At 73.7% G+C, this 15,606-nt stretch carries 15 protein-coding genes and 1 pseudogene; 7 read left to right on the top strand and 9 right to left on the bottom strand.

The genetic code is table 11. The features are described 5' to 3' along the window. Nucleotides 1–65 precede the first annotated feature (65 nt). Together ACIP8Z_RS03865 and ACIP8Z_RS03860 are read right to left on the bottom strand one after the other, a co-directional pair. Entirely contained in the window at nucleotides 66–767 is a 702-nt protein-coding gene (locus tag ACIP8Z_RS03865) for an MBL fold metallo-hydrolase (RefSeq protein WP_402078314.1), read from the bottom strand. A gap of 85 nt (nucleotides 768–852) precedes the next feature. After that, nucleotides 853–2,217, bottom strand: a complete 1,365-nt coding sequence (locus ACIP8Z_RS03860; RefSeq protein WP_402078311.1) for a dipeptidase — start codon at nucleotides 2,215–2,217, stop codon at nucleotides 853–855. Between the two features lie 375 nt (nucleotides 2,218–2,592). Between ACIP8Z_RS03860 and ACIP8Z_RS03855 the strand changes: the two genes are divergently transcribed. Continuing rightward, nucleotides 2,593–4,032 (top strand): geranylgeranyl reductase family protein, encoded by a 1,440-nt coding sequence (locus ACIP8Z_RS03855; protein WP_402078910.1) that lies wholly within the window; start codon nucleotides 2,593–2,595, stop codon nucleotides 4,030–4,032. A 70-nt stretch (nucleotides 4,033–4,102) separates the two neighbouring features. On the opposite strand, the gene ACIP8Z_RS03850 is transcribed toward ACIP8Z_RS03855, so the two are convergent. Then, entirely contained in the window at nucleotides 4,103–4,597 is a 495-nt protein-coding gene (locus tag ACIP8Z_RS03850) for a nitroreductase family deazaflavin-dependent oxidoreductase (protein ID WP_402078308.1), read from the bottom strand. Nucleotides 4,598–4,758: 161 nt separating this feature from the next. Here ACIP8Z_RS03850 and ACIP8Z_RS03845 point away from each other — a divergent pair, with 161 nt between their 5' ends. Beyond that, the gene (locus tag ACIP8Z_RS03845) at nucleotides 4,759–5,454 is read left to right on the top strand and encodes a TetR/AcrR family transcriptional regulator (protein WP_402078306.1); all 696 of its coding nucleotides are present in this window, start codon (nucleotides 4,759–4,761) and stop codon (nucleotides 5,452–5,454) included. 35 nt (nucleotides 5,455–5,489) lie between these two features. Here the strand turns inward: ACIP8Z_RS03845 and ACIP8Z_RS03840 are convergent. Together ACIP8Z_RS03840 and ACIP8Z_RS03835 are read right to left on the bottom strand one after the other, a co-directional pair. Then, nucleotides 5,490–5,989, bottom strand: a pseudogene (locus ACIP8Z_RS03840) (GNAT family N-acetyltransferase); the annotation flags it as partial. After that, entirely contained in the window at nucleotides 5,986–6,378 is a 393-nt protein-coding gene (locus tag ACIP8Z_RS03835; protein WP_402078908.1) for a phosphotyrosine protein phosphatase, read from the bottom strand. The pseudogene ACIP8Z_RS03840 and the gene ACIP8Z_RS03835, both read right to left, overlap by 4 nt. Before the next feature lie 205 nt (nucleotides 6,379–6,583). On the opposite strand from ACIP8Z_RS03835, the gene ACIP8Z_RS03830 reads away from it, so the two are divergent. Both ACIP8Z_RS03830 and ACIP8Z_RS03825 read left to right on the top strand, forming a co-directional pair. Beyond that, on the top strand, nucleotides 6,584–7,918 hold the full coding sequence (locus ACIP8Z_RS03830; RefSeq protein WP_402078303.1) for a sensor histidine kinase: 1,335 nt from the start codon (nucleotides 6,584–6,586) through the stop codon (nucleotides 7,916–7,918). Continuing rightward, nucleotides 7,915–8,580, top strand: a complete 666-nt coding sequence (locus tag ACIP8Z_RS03825; RefSeq protein WP_402078300.1) for a response regulator — start codon at nucleotides 7,915–7,917, stop codon at nucleotides 8,578–8,580. The genes ACIP8Z_RS03830 and ACIP8Z_RS03825 overlap by 4 nt, the downstream gene beginning before the upstream one ends. Before the next feature lie 105 nt (nucleotides 8,581–8,685). On the opposite strand, the gene ACIP8Z_RS03820 is transcribed toward ACIP8Z_RS03825, so the two are convergent. Continuing rightward, nucleotides 8,686–10,236 (bottom strand): MFS transporter, encoded by a 1,551-nt coding sequence (locus ACIP8Z_RS03820; protein WP_402078298.1) that lies wholly within the window; start codon nucleotides 10,234–10,236, stop codon nucleotides 8,686–8,688. An 87-nt stretch (nucleotides 10,237–10,323) separates the two neighbouring features. Between ACIP8Z_RS03820 and ACIP8Z_RS03815 the strand changes: the two genes are divergently transcribed. After that, entirely contained in the window at nucleotides 10,324–10,722 is a 399-nt protein-coding gene (locus ACIP8Z_RS03815) for a MarR family winged helix-turn-helix transcriptional regulator (protein WP_402078295.1), read from the top strand. A 209-nt stretch (nucleotides 10,723–10,931) separates the two neighbouring features. Here ACIP8Z_RS03815 and ACIP8Z_RS03810 read toward each other — a convergent pair whose 3' ends face one another. Beyond that, nucleotides 10,932–12,158, bottom strand: coding sequence for an MFS transporter (locus ACIP8Z_RS03810; protein ID WP_402078292.1), 1,227 nt, complete (start codon nucleotides 12,156–12,158; stop codon nucleotides 10,932–10,934). 273 nt (nucleotides 12,159–12,431) lie between these two features. On the opposite strand from ACIP8Z_RS03810, the gene ACIP8Z_RS03805 reads away from it, so the two are divergent. After that, the gene (locus tag ACIP8Z_RS03805) at nucleotides 12,432–12,665 is read left to right on the top strand and encodes a hypothetical protein (RefSeq protein WP_355959227.1); all 234 of its coding nucleotides are present in this window, start codon (nucleotides 12,432–12,434) and stop codon (nucleotides 12,663–12,665) included. Nucleotides 12,666–13,002: 337 nt separating this feature from the next. Next, nucleotides 13,003–14,229, top strand: coding sequence for an ROK family protein (locus ACIP8Z_RS03800; RefSeq protein WP_319311890.1), 1,227 nt, complete (start codon nucleotides 13,003–13,005; stop codon nucleotides 14,227–14,229). Between the two features lie 99 nt (nucleotides 14,230–14,328). On the opposite strand, the gene ACIP8Z_RS03795 is transcribed toward ACIP8Z_RS03800, so the two are convergent. Next, complete coding sequence (locus ACIP8Z_RS03795) at nucleotides 14,329–14,802, bottom strand: SRPBCC family protein (protein WP_402078289.1); 474 nt, start codon at nucleotides 14,800–14,802, stop codon at nucleotides 14,329–14,331. A gap of 71 nt (nucleotides 14,803–14,873) precedes the next feature. After that, on the bottom strand, nucleotides 14,874–15,551 hold the full coding sequence (locus ACIP8Z_RS03790) for a DUF4232 domain-containing protein (RefSeq protein ID WP_402078286.1): 678 nt from the start codon (nucleotides 15,549–15,551) through the stop codon (nucleotides 14,874–14,876). Nucleotides 15,552–15,606 lie beyond the last annotated feature (55 nt).

Genomic DNA, 15,606 nt, shown 5'->3' with positions numbered 1-15,606 from the left:
CCACGGCCGGAGTCCCGCTGGTGGGCCGCCGGCCGCCGGCCGTCCCTCCGGTCGTGGACGCGCCCTCAGGCCTCCGCCGTCGCCGCCGCCGCGCTCAGACGCGCCGCCGTGTCCGAGGTCACCGGAGCGCCGTGACCGCAGCACAACACCGACGGCTCCAGCTTCGCGAGCACCCGCATCGAGTCCAGCGCGCGAGCACGGTCGACATGGAACACGCCGAACATCACGTCCGGCACCGACGCCACCGTGTCCCCGGTGAACAGCACACCGTGACGAGGGAGGTGGACGGCGATCGAACCGGGCGTGTGGCCGGGGGCGTGCACCACCACCGCTCCGCCGCCGAATCCGAGCACCTCACCGTCCCCGACCTCCCGGTCGACCCGGGTCGGCGGCGCCTCCGGCGCGGTCACACCATGCTCGAAGAGCGGGATCTCCCAGTCCAGGAGGTGCGGCTCCGGCACCGGCGCCTCGCCCCGGATCACCGGCGCGTCGAGCCCGTGCGCCAGGATCTCGGCCCCGTGCCGGTCCGCGAGTTCCAGCGCCGAGCCCACGTGGTCCCGGTGGCAGTGGGTCAGCACGATCCGGCGCAGCCGGTCCGGGTCGAGACCGGCGGACCGTATCGCCCCGGCCGTCTCGGCCGCCATGCCGGCCCAGCCGGCGTCGATCAGGGTCAGCTCCTCCTCGTCCTGCCAGAGATAGGCCTGGCCGATGGAGTAGTCGAGGAGGTGCAGACGCGGGGTGATCCTGGTGAGCTCGATGGATGCCATGCGGCGAACCTACGCATCCGCGCAGGTCCGCCGCTTGCTTCTACGCTCTCGGCGAGCTTCGCCGAACGCTGAACGTATCCGCCCGTCAGTTCTGCTTCTGGCGCGCGTAGTTGAGCAGGAAGTGCGCCTCGGCCACGGACAGCCGCTCCAGCTCGTCCGGTGAGACGGACTCGTTCGGCGCGTGGATCTGCGCCTCCGGCTCGCTCAGGCCGATCAGCAGGATCTCCGACTCCGGGTACAGCGAGGCCAGCGTGTTGCACAGCGGGATCGAGCCGCCCATGCCCGCCGTCTGCATCTCCTGGCCGGGGTACGCGATCCGCATCGCCTCGGCCATCGACGCGTACGCCGGGCTCGACGTGTCCGCCTGGAACGGCTGGCCCTGACCGACCTGTTCGAGGGAGACCCGGGCGTTCCACGGCGTGTGCTTCTCGATGTGCGCGAAGAGCAGCTTCGTCACCTCGGCCGAGTCCAGGCCCGGCGGCACCCGCAGGCTGAGCTGGGCACGGGCCGACGACGGGATCGACGGGGTCGCCCCGGCCACCGGGTGGCAGTCGATGCCGATGACGGTGACGGCGGGACGCGCCCAGATCCGGTCGGCGACCGTGCCGGCACCCGGCAGGGCCACGCCGGTGAGGACCTTGGCGTCCTGACGGAAGTCCTCCTCCGGGTACTGCAGCCCCTCCCACACCTGGTCGCCCGGCAGCCCGTCGATGACGGTCGAACCGTCCGGGCCGCGCAGCGAGTCCAGGACGCGGATCAGCGCGGCCAGGGCGTCCGGCGCGGCGCCGCCGAACTGACCGGAGTGCAGATTGCCCTCCAGGGTGTCGATCCCCACCCGGATCATCGTCATGCCGCGCAGGGTCGCGGTCACGGTCGGCAGCCCCACCCGGAAGTTGCCCGCGTCGCCGATCACGATCGCGTCGGAGACGAGCAGTTCGGGGTGCTGCTCCGCGTACCGCTCCAGACCGCCGGTGCCCTGCTCCTCCGAACCCTCGACGATCACCTTGACCGTCACCGGAACGCCGCCGTTCGCCTTCAGGGCGCGCAGCGCGAGCAGGTGCAGGATGAAACCGCCCTTGCAGTCGGCCGTGCCGCGCCCGTACCAGCGCCCGTTCCGCTCGGTCAGCTCGAACGGCGGGGTGAGCCAGGCGGACTCGTCCAGCTTCGGCTGTACGTCGTAGTGCGCGTACAGAAGGACGGTCGGCGCGCCGGCCGGGCCGGGCAGGATGCCGTACACGGCCTGCGAGCCGTCGGGGGTGTCGAGCAGGGCCACGTCCTGGAAGTCCTCGGCGCGCAGCGCGTCCGCGACCCAGTTCGCGGCACCCTCGCACTCGCTCCGGGGCGCCACGGCCTCGTCCGCCACCGACTCGAAGGCCACCAGCTCCGTGAGCTCGGCCTTGGCACGGGGCATCAGGGACCGGACGGTCTCGGCGATCGGATTCGAGGTCATGGGCACGCTCCTGATGGGTGCGACGTTTACGACGTAAGGACGGCGTTCGGCGTATGTCGTGGTACGGCGAACGCACCGCCGATCCTACGGCGCGGGCCTCTGGCTACCGCGCCGTAGGATGCGTCAGGAGCAGACCACCGGTCGGATCAGGAGCAGAAGCACATCGTGAGCAGCGAGCAAGCGGAGAACGCCGGTCCGGAGAACACCGCGCCCGAAGGCGCGGCTCCTGAGGGCATCACGGACGGGGCGTCGGACACGGTGCCGGACGAGGTCACGGACGCCGAGGTCACGGACGCCGAGGCGTCCCACGTCACGCGCGTATCGCACGACGGGGCGCCCGCGGAGGAGGCCTCGGACGTCGTGGACGCCGACGCCGTGACCGCGCTGGACGGCGCGGGCGGTGTCGAGCGCGTGGACGGCGAGAACACCGAGGTCTGGGACGTCGTGGTCGTCGGCGCGGGTCCCGGCGGCGCGTCCGCGGCCTACGCGGCGGCGGTGGCGGGGCGTCGGGTGCTGCTCCTGGAGAAGTCCGAGCTGCCCCGGTACAAGACCTGCGGCGGTGGCATCATCGGCCCCTCCCGCGACTGTCTGCCGCCGGGCTTCGAACTGCCCCTCCAGGACCGGGTGCACGCCGTCACCTTCTCCCTGGACGGCCGTTTCGCCCGTACCCGCCGCTCGCGGAAGATGCTGTTCGGGCTCATCAACCGACCGGAGTTCGACGCCCAGCTCGTCGAGCACGCCCAGAAGGCCGGCGCCGAGCTGCGGACCGGGGTCACGGTGACCCGCGTGGAGCAGCACGGCCCGGCGGTGCCGGACCGCCGGACCGTCGCCGTGGTCCTCGCCGACGGCGAGACCGTGCTCGCGCGCGCGGTCGTCGGCGCCGACGGCAGTGCCAGCCGGATAGGCGCGCATGTCGGGGTGAAGCTCGGGCAGGTCGACCTGGGCCTGGAGGCGGAGATTCCCGTACCGCCGTCCGTGGCCGAGGACTGGAAGGGCCGCGTCCTCATCGACTGGGGCCCGATGCCGGGCAGTTACGGGTGGGTGTTCCCCAAGGGAGACACCCTGACGGTCGGCGTCATCTCCGCGCGCGGCGAGGGCGCCGCCACCAAGCGGTACATGGAGGACTTCGTCGCCCGGCTCGGCCTGTCCGGTTTCGAGCCCACGATCTCCTCCGGCCATCTGACGCGCTGCCGCACCGACGACTCGCCGCTCTCCCGCGGCCGGGTCCTCGTCTGCGGTGACGCGGCGGGGCTCCTGGAGCCGTGGACGCGTGAGGGCATCTCGTACGCGCTCCGCTCGGGCCGGCTCGCCGGCGAGTGGGCGGTACGGGTCGCCGAGGCCAACGACGCGGTCGACGCACGGCGTCAGGCCCTGAACTACGCCTTCGCCATCAAGGCCGGGCTCGGCGTCGAGATGGCCGTCGGCCGGCGGATGCTCGCCGTCTTCGAGCGGCGGCCGGGGCTGCTGCACGCGACGCTGACGGGGCTGCGTCCCGCCTGGAACGCGTTCGCCGACATCACCCGGGGTTCGGCGACGCTCGGCGGCATGGTCCGCTCGAACGGCATGGCCCGGCGGGCCCTGGAGATCCTCGACAAGCGCATGGACACCTCGTCGGGTGTCGGCCCGGCGGGCCGGGGCGTCGGCAAGGGCGAGCGGCCGGCACCCGAGGCCGGGGCGAACGCCGAGGCGGACGCGGACGTGAGGACGGACGCGCAGACGGAGGGGAAGGCGGACGCGCAGGCCGAGGTTCCGGCCGGCTCGAAGGCCGACGCCTCCGCGAAGCCGGAGGCTCCCGAGGCCCCGGAAGCGGTCTGACGCCTCGGATCGGTGCACCAGGCGCACCTGAGGTGAGTGAAGCGGACGGGCTCCGCCGCTCCTGCCGGTCTCACGCGGCGGGAGTGGCGGGGCCCGTCGGCGTGACGCGGAAGACGGGGTGCTTCGGCGCGATGGCGCGCAGCTCCTCGTCGGAGGAGTCGGGGCCGACGCCGCCGAAGAAGACGCCGACCTCGGCCTTCCAGCGCTTGAGGTAGGCGCGCAGCAGCGCGGGCTTGTCGTCGTCGGCGACCTCGACGACGGTGAAGTCCTGCACGTGCTTGCCGAGGATCAGCTGCCCGCCGCCGGCCGCCCGCATGTTGTGGGTCCACTGGACGTGGCCGCGGGGGGCCACCAGGTAGCGGACGCCGTCCACCGTCAGGAGGTTGACGGGCGTACGGCGCCACTCGCCGCTCTTGCGGCCGCGGACGGCGAGCACGCGGGAGCCCCAGACGCTGAAGCCGCGGCGGGTCGCCCAGGCGACGCCGCGGTTGAAGACGTTCACGGTGAACCAGCCGGGCTTCATGACGTGCGAGGCGGGGTCGGAGTGGGTGGGCCGTGCGGACATGGGTTCCTCCTGGGGGATGAAGCGGTGCCGAGCGGTAGCCGTCGGGAGCAAAGTGTGAGCACTGCTCTCGCTTGGTTCGAGTGTGCAGGAATCGCCGCTCACAATCAAGAGCGCTGCTCTCATTTCGTATCGGTGCTCTGAAAGTGGTTACACTGCTCTCCATGACGACCGTTCGAGGAGCCCGCGCCCGCGCCCGTATCGAGATCACCGCCGCCATCAAGGACGAGGCCCGCACCCAGCTCGCCGCCGAGGGCGCCGCCAAGCTGTCCCTGCGGGCCGTCGCCCGTGAGCTGGGCATGGTCTCCTCCGCGCTCTACCGCTACTTCCCGAGCCGCGACGACCTGCTCACCGCACTGATCGTCGACGCGTACGACGCGATCGGCGCCGCAGCGGAAAAGGCCGCCGCGGAGACGGCGGGGCAGCGCCCCCTGGACCGGTGGACCGCCGTCTGCCGGGCCGTCCGCGCCTGGGCCGTCGCCCACCCGCACGAGTACGCCCTGATCTACGGTTCCCCCGTGCCCGGGTACAGCGCGCCCCAGGACACGATCGTCCCCGCTTCCCGCGTCGGCCTCGTCCTCATCGAGACCGCCCGCAGCGCGCACACCGGCGAGGGCGTCGCCCTGCCCCCGCTCCCGGAAGGACTCCGCCCCGAGGCCACCCGGCTGGCCGCCGACATCGCCCCCGACCTTCCTCCGGCCCTCGCGGTCACGCTGGTGGGCGCCTGGTCGCAGCTCTTCGGGCTGATCTCCTTCGAGGTGTTCGGCCACTTCCACAACATCGTCGAGGACCGCGACGCGTTCTTCGCCGCGGCGGCCCGCCGCCTCGGCCAGGACGTGGGCCTGCTGCCGCGCGGCTGAGGCGGCTCGACCCGCCCCGGCGGGACGGGTCGGTCGACGGCGGGGCTGCGACGCTCGACGAGTACGACGTCCCGCCGGACGCCCCGATGGCGGCCGAGGCGCTCCCGGGTGCCCACGAAGCGGACGCCCGTCTTCGCGTGGAGGGCGAGGCGCGCGGTGTTCTCCTGGACGATGCCGACTGGACCGTCCGGATCCCGTCGGCGTCGGTGGACGCGAGCAGCGCGGTGAGCAGCGACAGACCGACACCCCGGCCGCGCGCCTCGGGGTGGACGTACACGGAGTGCTCGACGACACCCGCGTACGGGCAGCGGTCGGAGACCGGGGAGACGGCGGCCCGGCCGAGCACCCGACCGCCCTCGTCGAGGGCGACGAGCCGGTGCCCGGGCGCCCGCGTGGTGTCGGACGCCTCCCAGCCGCGGGCGGTCGTCTCGAAGGTGGCGTCGCCGCCCGCGATGCCGAGGCCGTAGATCTCCAGGACCTGTGCGGCATGCGCGGGCAGCACCGGACGGATCCGCACCGCGTCGTCCCCGGTCACGAGGCCGCCGCCCCGACTCCGAGCTCGCCCCGCAGCTCGCGCACGAGGTGGCCGATCCGGTCGCGGAGCGGACGGACGGCGGCGACGTCCCGGCCCGCGGGGTCGTCCAGCCGCCGGTCGAGGTACCGCTTGCCCGGGAAGTACGGGCAGGCGTCACCGCACCCCATGGTGATCACCACGTCGGATTCCCGCACCGCGTCGACGGTGAGCACCCTGGGGGTCTCGGCGGAGACGTCGACGCCGACCTCCCGGAGGGTTTCGACGACGGCCGGGTTCACCGCGTCCGGGGGGGCGGACCCTGCCGAGCGCACCTGGAGGCGCACCCCGAAGACCACGCCGAACTGGGCGAGTCCGGCCACGCGCCCGCCGGCCTGAGCGACGACGAACATCGGCACCGAACCGGGGGCGATCCCGGCGAAGGTGTCGGCGAGGGCGCGGCCCCCGGTGACATCGCCCTCACCGAGCCGCCGCTCAAGCGTGCTGACCCGCGGCCGCACCCGTACGGACGGGACGCCCTCTACTCCGCCGGGAGTACGGGTGACCACCCCGTCGGGCTGACGTTTCCACGGGTCCCGCACGGTTAGCGTGGCGGACATGGAACAGGAGCGGAGGCGCGGGCAAGGGCGCGGACAGGGGCGCGGACAGGGGCGCGGGCGCGACGACGCGAGGCCGGCCCGCGAACCGGGGGAGCGACGGGCCCGCGAGCACCGGTCGCACGAGCACCCGGCCTGGGCGCCGGGCCGTGACTGGGGCCGGTGGCAGCGCGGCGGCGGCAGCGGCCTGCCCTGGCGGTCCACGCTCCTGATCGCCGTGGTCGTCATGGCGGGGACCGGGTTCGCCGCGAGGAACCAGCCCGACCGGGAGGCGCTCGACGCGCTCGGGCGCGCACTGCTGCTCCTCGGGGCGGCGCCCCTGCTGTTCCGTCACCGGTGGCCGGTGCCGGTGGTGTTCGGCGTCGCGGCCGTCACCCTCGGCTATCTCCTGGCCGGTTACCCGTACGGCCCGGTGTTCGTGATGGTCGCCGTCGCCTGTTTCGCGGCCGTCGTGCACGGACACCGGACCGCCGCCGCCTGGGCCCTCGGTCTGCTCTGGGCGGGCCATCTGCTGCTCTCGCACTGGCTCTACCGCTGGCTGCCCCCGGCGGGCGACGGCCCCGCCCCCTGGGGGCAGGAGCTGCCCGCGGCCGCGTTCGCCGTCGCCGTTCTCGCCGCCTCCGAGACGGTCCGCGTACGGCGCGAGCAGCGGGCGCAGCTGCGGGCCGACCGGGCCGCCGCCGAGCAGCGGCGCGCCGATGAGGAACGGCTGCGCATCGCCCGGGAACTCCACGACGTGCTCGCCCACTCGATCTCCGTCATCAACGTGCAGGCCGGGGTCGGCCTCGCCCTCCTGGACTCCGACCCCGAGCAGGCCCGCACCGCGCTGACCACCATCAAGGCGGCCAGCAAGGAGGCGCTCGGCGAGGTGCGCCAGGTTCTCGACACCCTCCGCACCCGCGGCGACGCGCCCCGTGCGCCCGCCCCCGGACTCGGCCGGCTCCCCGAACTCGTCGAACAGGCCGGCGCCGCCGGCCTCACCGTCACCGTCGCGACGACCGGACCGCGGACCGATCTGCCGCCCGGCGCCGACCTCGCCGCCTTCCGGATCGTGCAGGAGGCGCTCACCAACGTGGTGCGCCACTCCGGTTCGCGTACCGCCCGGGTCCGGATCGGGTACGGCTCCGGGCACCTGGACCTGACCGTCGACGACGACGGCCCGGCCACCGGCACCGAGGCGGGCGGCAGCGGCAACGGCCTCGCCGGCATGCGGGAGCGTGCCGCGGCCCTCGGTGGCACCATCGAGGCGGGCGCACGCCAGGACGGCGGCTTCCGCGTCCACGCCGTCCTCCCGTTCCACCAGGAAGAGCCCCCGTCACCGCAGGAGACCCCGTGATCCGAGTGCTGCTCGCCGACGACCAGTCGCTGGTCCGGGCGGGGTTCCGCGCGCTTCTCGACGCCCAGCCGGACATCGAGGTCGCGGGGGAGGCGTCCGACGGCGGCGAGGCCGTGGAACGGGTGCGCGCCCTGCGCCCCGACGTCGTCCTCATGGACATCCGGATGCCGCGGCTGGACGGTCTCGAAGCCACCCGCCGCATCACGGACGACGCGGACCTCGCCGAGGTCCGGGTCGTCATGCTGACCACCTTCGAACTCGACGAGTACGTCTTCGAGGCGATCCGCGCGGGCGCCTCCGGCTTCCTGGTCAAGGACACCGAGCCGGAGGAACTGCTGCGGGCCGTGCGCGCCGTCGTCCACGGGGACGCCCTGCTCTCCCCGGGGGTGACCCGCCGCCTGATCGAGGAGTTCGCGGCCCGCTCCAAGGCCCCGGGGGCGACGGCGGCCCTCGGTGCCCTGACCGAGCGGGAACGGGAGGTGATGGCCCTGGTGGGCATCGGCCTGTCGAACGAGGAGATCGCCCGCCGACTGGTCGTCAGCCCCCTCACCGCCAAGACCCACGTCAGCCGCGCCATGGTGAAACTCGGTGCCCGGGACCGCGCCCAACTCGTCGTCCTGGCCTACGAGTCGGGCCTCGTACGCCCCGGCTGGCTCGGCTGAGCCCCGACGGGGGCCAGGCCCGCGGTCGCCCGCACGGCCGGCCCCGGACCGGCACACGCGGATCTCGCCGGGCGGCACCCGCCCGGCGAGATCCGGAAGGCGTCCCTAGTCGCGGACCGCGACCTTCGCCGGGACGTTCTCCACGGCCGTCCCGCTGCCGGCGGCCGTGGCGCTCGCCCCCGACGGCGTGGAGCGGGCGACCACGACCGACGGCTCGCCGTCCCGCTTCCCCCGCGTCCGGAGGCCCGGCAGCGTGATGAGGAGCCCGGCCAGGGCGATGACCGTGACCACGGCGAGGCCCGGACGGAAGTCGTCCAGGACCGCCTGCGGCGAGGCGGTGCCCTCGCCGCCGTCCGCGGTGATCACGGCGGTGACGACGGCGAGGAACAGCGCACCGCCGACCTGGATCGAGGTGTTGAGGAGCCCCGACACCATGCCCTGCTCGTCGTCGGCGACCCCGTTGGTGGCCTGGATGTTGAGCGACGGGAACACCAGCGCGCAGGCCGCACCGAGCAGCAGCATCGACGGCAGGATGACGGCGGCGTACTGCGGGGTGAGGGAGATCCGCAGGAACAGCGCGTACGCGACGACGAGCAGCGTGAAGCCGACGGCGATCACCCGGGGGGTGCCGAAGCGGTCCACGATGCCGCCGATCTTGGTGGAGGAGAGCGCCACGAGCACACCGGCCGGCAGGAAGGCGAGGGCCGTCTGGAGCGCCGACCAGTGGAGCAACGACTGCATGTACTGGGTCACGATGAACTGGAAGGCGACGTACGAGCCGAAGAACGCCGCCGCGCCGAGCTGGGCCCGTACCTGTGAGCCGGAGCGCAGCACTCCGAGCCGTACGAGGGGACTCGCGCTGCGGCGTTCGATCAGGACGAAGGAGACGAGCAGGGCGGCGGCCACGGCGAAGGACAGCAGGGTGCGCACGGAGGTCCAGCCCGTCTCGGGGGCCTGGACGACGGTGAAGACGAGCAGCAGCATCGCGGCCGTGCCGGTGACGGCGCCCGGCAGGTCGTAGCCGCCGGATGAGTTCTCCCGGGCGCTGTGCGGGATGAGGCGGAGCGCGAAGACCAGCGCGATGAGGGCGACGGGGGCGGGGAGGAGCATCGTCCAGCGCCAGCTCAGCTCGGTGAGGAGTCCGGACAGGACCAGGCCCATCGAGAAGCCGGTGGCGGCGCAGGTCGTGTAGATGGACAGGGCCCGGTTGCGCTGCGGGCCCTCCTTGAAGGTCGTGGTGATGATCGACAGGCCGGCGGGGGCGGTGAACGCGGCGCTCAGCCCCTTGATGAAGCGGCTGGCGATCAGGAGGGGCCCGGAGTCGACGAGCCCGCCGAGCAGGGAGGCGAGCGCGAACACGGCCAGCGCGATGAGGAAGACCCGACGGCGGCCGAGCAGGTCGGCGGCGCGGCCACCGAGGAGGAGCAGGCCGCCGTAGCCGAGGATGTAGCCGCTGACGATCCACTGGAGGGTGGCGGTGGAGAGGCCGAGATCGGTGGCGATCGAGGGCAGGGCGACACCGACCATGGAGACGTCGAGGGCGTCGAGGAACATCGCGGCGCAGAGCACGAGCAGGGTGCCCCAGAGACGCGGACTCCAGCGTTCCTGGGCGGAGTCGGACACACCGGTGGGCGCGTCGGTGAGCGGAGAGGTCATGGGCAGGACAGTACATGCACGTGCATTGAATGCAAGTGCATTTAATTCTCATGCAACAAAACGGGTCGTTTCTGCTACCGTGCGGCCATGGCAGCGAACAAGTCCGAACGCGCGCTCGTGGACGAGTGGCGTGACGTCCTCGCCCTGCACGCCCGTACGACCTGTGAGCTCGACCGGGCACTCCATCCGTACGGCCTCGGCGCCAGCGACTTCGAGGTCCTCGACGTGCTCGCGGAGGGCGCGGCGGAGGGCGGCCCGGCCTCCTGGCGCGTCCAGGAGCTGGCCGGCCGGGTCCACCTCAGCCAGAGCGCCCTGTCCCGGCTGATCGCACGTCTGGAGAAGGACGGCCTGGTCCTACGGGGGATGTGTGCCGAGGACCGGCGCGGCGTCCAGGTGAAGCTGACCGAGAAGGGCCTCGGCCGCCATGCCGAGGTCCGGCCCCTCCAGCGCGACGTACTGACCCGGATGCTGGACGGGACGGCCTGAGCGGTCCCGGATCTCGGGACCGGGTGATCCTGGAGGCCTCGCGCCACACACGCCGGTGAGGGTCACGGGCAGCCGGTTCCACAGGACGAGGTGCGGCCGGTCGTCGGCCCCGGTCCCGCTCGGGCCGGGCCCGGCCGTCCGCACCCGGCTGGGCGACCAGACCCGTGCCCCTCGCGGAAACAGGCCGACGGCTCTTCACCGTCGGGGGCTCAACTCACCCGGGAGGCTCCGGCGTTCCGCGCCCAGTAGCCCATGGCGGCGGCACCGGCCGCGAGCACGGCGACGGTCGTGAGTGCCACCGGCAGGGAGAACCGGTCGGCGAGGAACCCGATGGACGGCGGGCCGAGGAGCATGCCCCCGTAACCGAGCGTGGACGCGGTCGCCACCCCGCCGGGACCGGCGACGGCACCGGCGCGGGCCACGGCGACGGGGAAGATGTTGGCGAGCCCGAGACCGGTGATCGCGAAGCCGAGCAGGGTGGCCCAGATGCTCGGCGCGAGCGCGCCGAGCAGCATGCCGGCGGCGGCCGTGGCGCCACCGAGGACCAGGGTCCGGGTCTGGCCGAGGCGTTCGAGCAGGGCGGTGCCGGAGAGGCGCCCCGCGGTCATGGTCAGCGCGAACACGGAGTACCCGGCGGCGGCCACCCCCGGGTGCGCGCCGAGGTCCTGCTCCAGGTGGAGGGCGCCCCAGTCGGCGAGTGCGCCTTCGCCGTACGCCGTGCAGAGGGCGATCACACCGAAGACGAGGACGACGCGCCGCGGCCCACCGGACCGCCCGCCCTTCACGCCGGCCGCCGGCGCCAGGGATTCGGGCGCCGCGGGGGAGGGGTGACGCAGGAGCACGGGCCCGGCGACGGCCGTGAGCGCAAGCCCGACCACGGTCAGCCCCAGCAGATGGACGGTCGGGGACAGGCCCCCGGCGAGCAGTCCGCCGAGCCCCGCGCCGATCATGCCGCCGAGGCTGAACGCGGCGTGGAAGCTGGGCATCACCGGGCGCCGGAGCGCGGTCACGAGATCCACGGCGGCGCTGTTCATCGCGACGTTGATCCCGCCGTACGCGGCCCCGAACACGAGCAGGACGAGCCCGAGGGCGAGCGGCGAGCGGGTGAGCGCCGGCAGGGCGACCGACAGGGACAGGAGGACGGCGGTGGCGACGGTGACGGCGTGGGAGCCCCAGCGACGGCAGAGCCGCCCGGTCAGCGTCATGGTGATGACGGCGCCGGCGGACACCCCGAGCAGGGCGAGGCCGAGGTCACCGGCCGAGGCGCCGGTCTGCTGCTTGACGGCGGGGATCCGGACGACCCAGCCGGCGAACAGGAAACCGTCGAGGGCGAAGAAGAGGGTCAGGGCGACGCGGAGGCGGGACAGGGAGCGGGTGGCGGTGTCTCCGCCGGAGCCCCCCGGAACGACCGTCCGTACTTTGTTTAGTAGCGGCACAAACTCAGGATAGGGGGATGCTCCGGCCGCAATCAAGCGAGCGGCACGGTCCACCCGAGGGCTCGACGAGAGCGGTGTGACGCTGTCCGGGTGACAAGGCCCAGGTCACCCCACCGACAGAACGTCCCAAGGGGCCACTGGAGAGCATCGTTTCTGCGGCGGATCCGCCCGCCCGGCATTGGAGTGAGACGCCGTGTCTCGCCATTTCCCAAGACGTTTGACCGGCAGACGAGCACCTTCTGGCACGTCATTCCGAGACCTTGAGGAGTAGCTATGCGTTCTCTCGCCGCGTCTGTCCTGGCCGTGGGCATCCTGCTGGGTGGCGCCGGTTCGGCGCTCGCCAACGACGGATTCGGGGCGGGGTACTTCTCCGCCGGTGGCGCGGGCTTCAGCTCGCACTGCTCGGTGGCCGGCGTCCCGGCCGTCTACGGAACGATCTTCACCGGCTCGTGTCACGAGAAGGGCTGGGAGAAGGGCCCGGAGGGCGCGTTCCTCGGCGCCCACTGACCTGACGCACCGCCTCGGGCGAGGACACAGCCCTCGCCCGAGACCGGGCCCGCGCGGAGGGGCGGTCGGCGACGTACGGGAGTGGGGGACGCGCAGGGACCGTGTTCGGGACGTAAAGCGCGATGTGTGGCGCGTAAGAACAAGCCGCACTTCTCGGGCCCGGCACGCGCCGTAGATCATGCGGTCCCGAACACGGTCCCGGAGCGTCCACCACGTCCGGACCGCCGGAGGGCCCCGCCCACCCGGCGGACAGCCGCCCACCGCCCGCCCCACGGCCCACCCCCCCCACCGGCCCAGGGGGGACACCCCACCCCCCGATCATGGGAGACTCGCCCCCATGAACGGCAAGGCGACGACGACCCGGACACGGCTGGACAGGGGGCGCAACGCGCTCGGCCCCGCGCTGGAGCTGGTGCACACCGGCAGGGCCCCCACCAGGGCCGTCCTCACCGCCGAACTCGGCGTCACCCGCGCCACCGCCGGCGCGGTCGCCGCGGAACTGGAGGCCCTCGGCCTCATCCGCGTGGACTCCAACCCCGGCGCCGCGGCGGGTTCCCAGGGCCGCCCCAGCCACCGCCTCGCCGTAGACGAGAAGGGCCCCGTCGCCCTCGCCGCCCAGGTCCACGCCGATGGCTTCCGCGCCGCACTCGTCGGTCTCGGCGGCACCATCGTGGCGACCGTCCCCGGCTGCGTCACCGTCTCCGCCGACCCGGCCCAGGTCCTCGGCGAGGTCGTCGAGGCCGGAGTCGCCCTGCTCAGGGAGAGCGGCCGCCGCTGCGTCGGCGCGGGGCTCGCCGCCCCCTCGGCCGTGGCGGAGCCCGAGGGCACCGCGCTGAACCCGCTGCACCTCGCCTGGCCCGCCGGTGCGCAGGTCCGGGAGATCTTCGCCGAGCGGGTGCGGGCCGCCGGCATCGACGGCCCGGCCTTCACCGGCAACGACGTGAACCTCGCGGCTCTGGCCGAGCACCGCCACGGCGCGGGCCGCGGCGCCCGCGACCTGCTCTGCGTGGCCACCGGCCACCGGGGCGTCGGCGGCGCGCTCGTCCTGGACGGGCGCCTGCACACCGGCAGCGCGGGCCTCGCCCTGGAGGTCGGCCACCTCACGGTGAACCCGGAGGGTCGCGCCTGTCACTGCGGCAGCCGCGGCTGCCTGGACGTGGAGACCGACCCGCTCGCCTTCCTCACGGCCGCGGGCCGCGCCCCCGGCCCCGAGGTGTCCCTGCTCCAGCAGTCCCGCGACCTGCTGCGCACGAGCCCCGACGACCCGGGCGTGCGGGTCGCGGTGGGGGAGCTGATCGACCGTCTGGGCCTCGGCCTCGCGGGCCTGGTGAACATCCTCAACCCGGACCGGATCATCCTCGGCGGCCTCCACCGCGAGCTGCTCGACGCGGACCCGGAGCGCCTCCGCGCGGTCGTCGCCGACCGCAGCCTCTGGGGCCGCAGCGGCGGAGTGCCGATCCTCCCCTGCACCCTGGACCACAACAGCCTCGTCGGCGCCGCCGAGCTGGCATGGCAGCCGGTCCTGGACGACCCGCTGGCGGCACTGACCCGCGAGCGGGTCTGACCACCGGCCCCGCGCGAGCCGGCCCCGCGCGAGCCCGCCTGACCGCCCCCGGGCGGGGGTGGCACGCCTGAGGGGCGGCGCCCCTGGCCGCCGGGGCCGTCACGCCAGAGGCTCGGCCCGCCCCTCGGCCAGCGCGGCCAACCGGTCCAGGGCCGTCCGCGTACCGGCCTCGTTGTCCGCGGCGGGCACGTCGTCCGGCACCCCTTCGTGGACGAGGACCACCTCCGTGCCGCCCTCCAGGGAGATCAGGGTCGTGGTGAGGGTCATGGGGCCCTGAAGCCCCGGGTCCGAGGTCTCGAACTCGGTGACCTCGACGACGCGTTCGTCAGGGCGCAGCTCCACGAAGCGCCCGTGGTACGTGTCCGTGCGGGCCCCCGACCTGCCGGCCCCGTCCGCGGTGTCGTAGGTGAGGGAGACCCGGAAGGTTCCCCCCTCGCGCGCGTCGAACTCGTGGACCTCGCAGGTCATTCCGTACGGCACACGCCACCGCGCGACCGCCTCCGGGTCGAGCAGGGCCCGATAGACGGCCGAGGGCGGGGCGTCGACATGGCGGGACACACGCGTGGTGTACACGTCTCCAGGCTAGGCGGTGTCCTGCCGATCATGCCAGGCGTCGCCGGCCCGGCATGATCGGCGGAACCGGCCTAGAGGCTGAGGGCGTCCTCCGCGTTCGTCATCCACGCGGTCACCGAGTTCTTGTCCGGCGACACGTACAGGCCGGGGGTCGAGGCCTTGAGCGGCTTCTGCGCCAGGTCGGAATCGGTGCTCATGGTCATCGAGATCGAGTGGACGGTCGTGCCCTTGCCGTCCTTGAGACCACCCATGAGTCCGGCGTACGCCGACTGCCCCGGCGCGAGCCGGATCGCGTCCTCGATGCCGGGGGCCGGACCGCGCTCGACGGCCTGCCCGTCGAGGGCGCCGAAGGTGACGACGGGGTGTCCCAGGGCCCGGCAGGGCTTGCTGCCCTTGTTGGTGATCTTCAGGAGGTAGCTGCTGGTCGTGGGCTCCGCCAGGGTCGCGGTGAAGGTCACGTCGAAGGTGCTGCACGGGAACACGTCGTAGTCGGGGTCGACCGAAGGCGACGCCGGCTTCGAGGGGGCCGGGGCCTTCGTGGGGGCGGCCGTCGGAGCCTCGGTCGGCGCGGCGGTCGGGGGCTCCGTGGGGGCCTCGGTCGGTGTGTCCGTCGGCGTCACGGACTTCGACGGAGGAGCCGACGGCGCTGCGGGACCACCTGCCGCCCCGTCCTCGCCGGGCCCGCAGGCGGTGAGCGCGGCCGTGGCGAGGGCGACGAGGACGACGGCGGATCTGCGGACGGTGCTCATGATGGTGTCCCCCCGATGAGTGCCGCGCACGGCGCGGTACGAACGAACTGATCGG

This window comes from Streptomyces sp. NPDC088553 (assembly GCF_044752965.1).
GTDB lineage: Bacteria > Actinomycetota > Actinomycetes > Streptomycetales > Streptomycetaceae > Streptomyces.
Note: the sequence above shows the minus strand (reverse complement) of the source record. Positions and strands in the feature narration are given on the sequence as shown.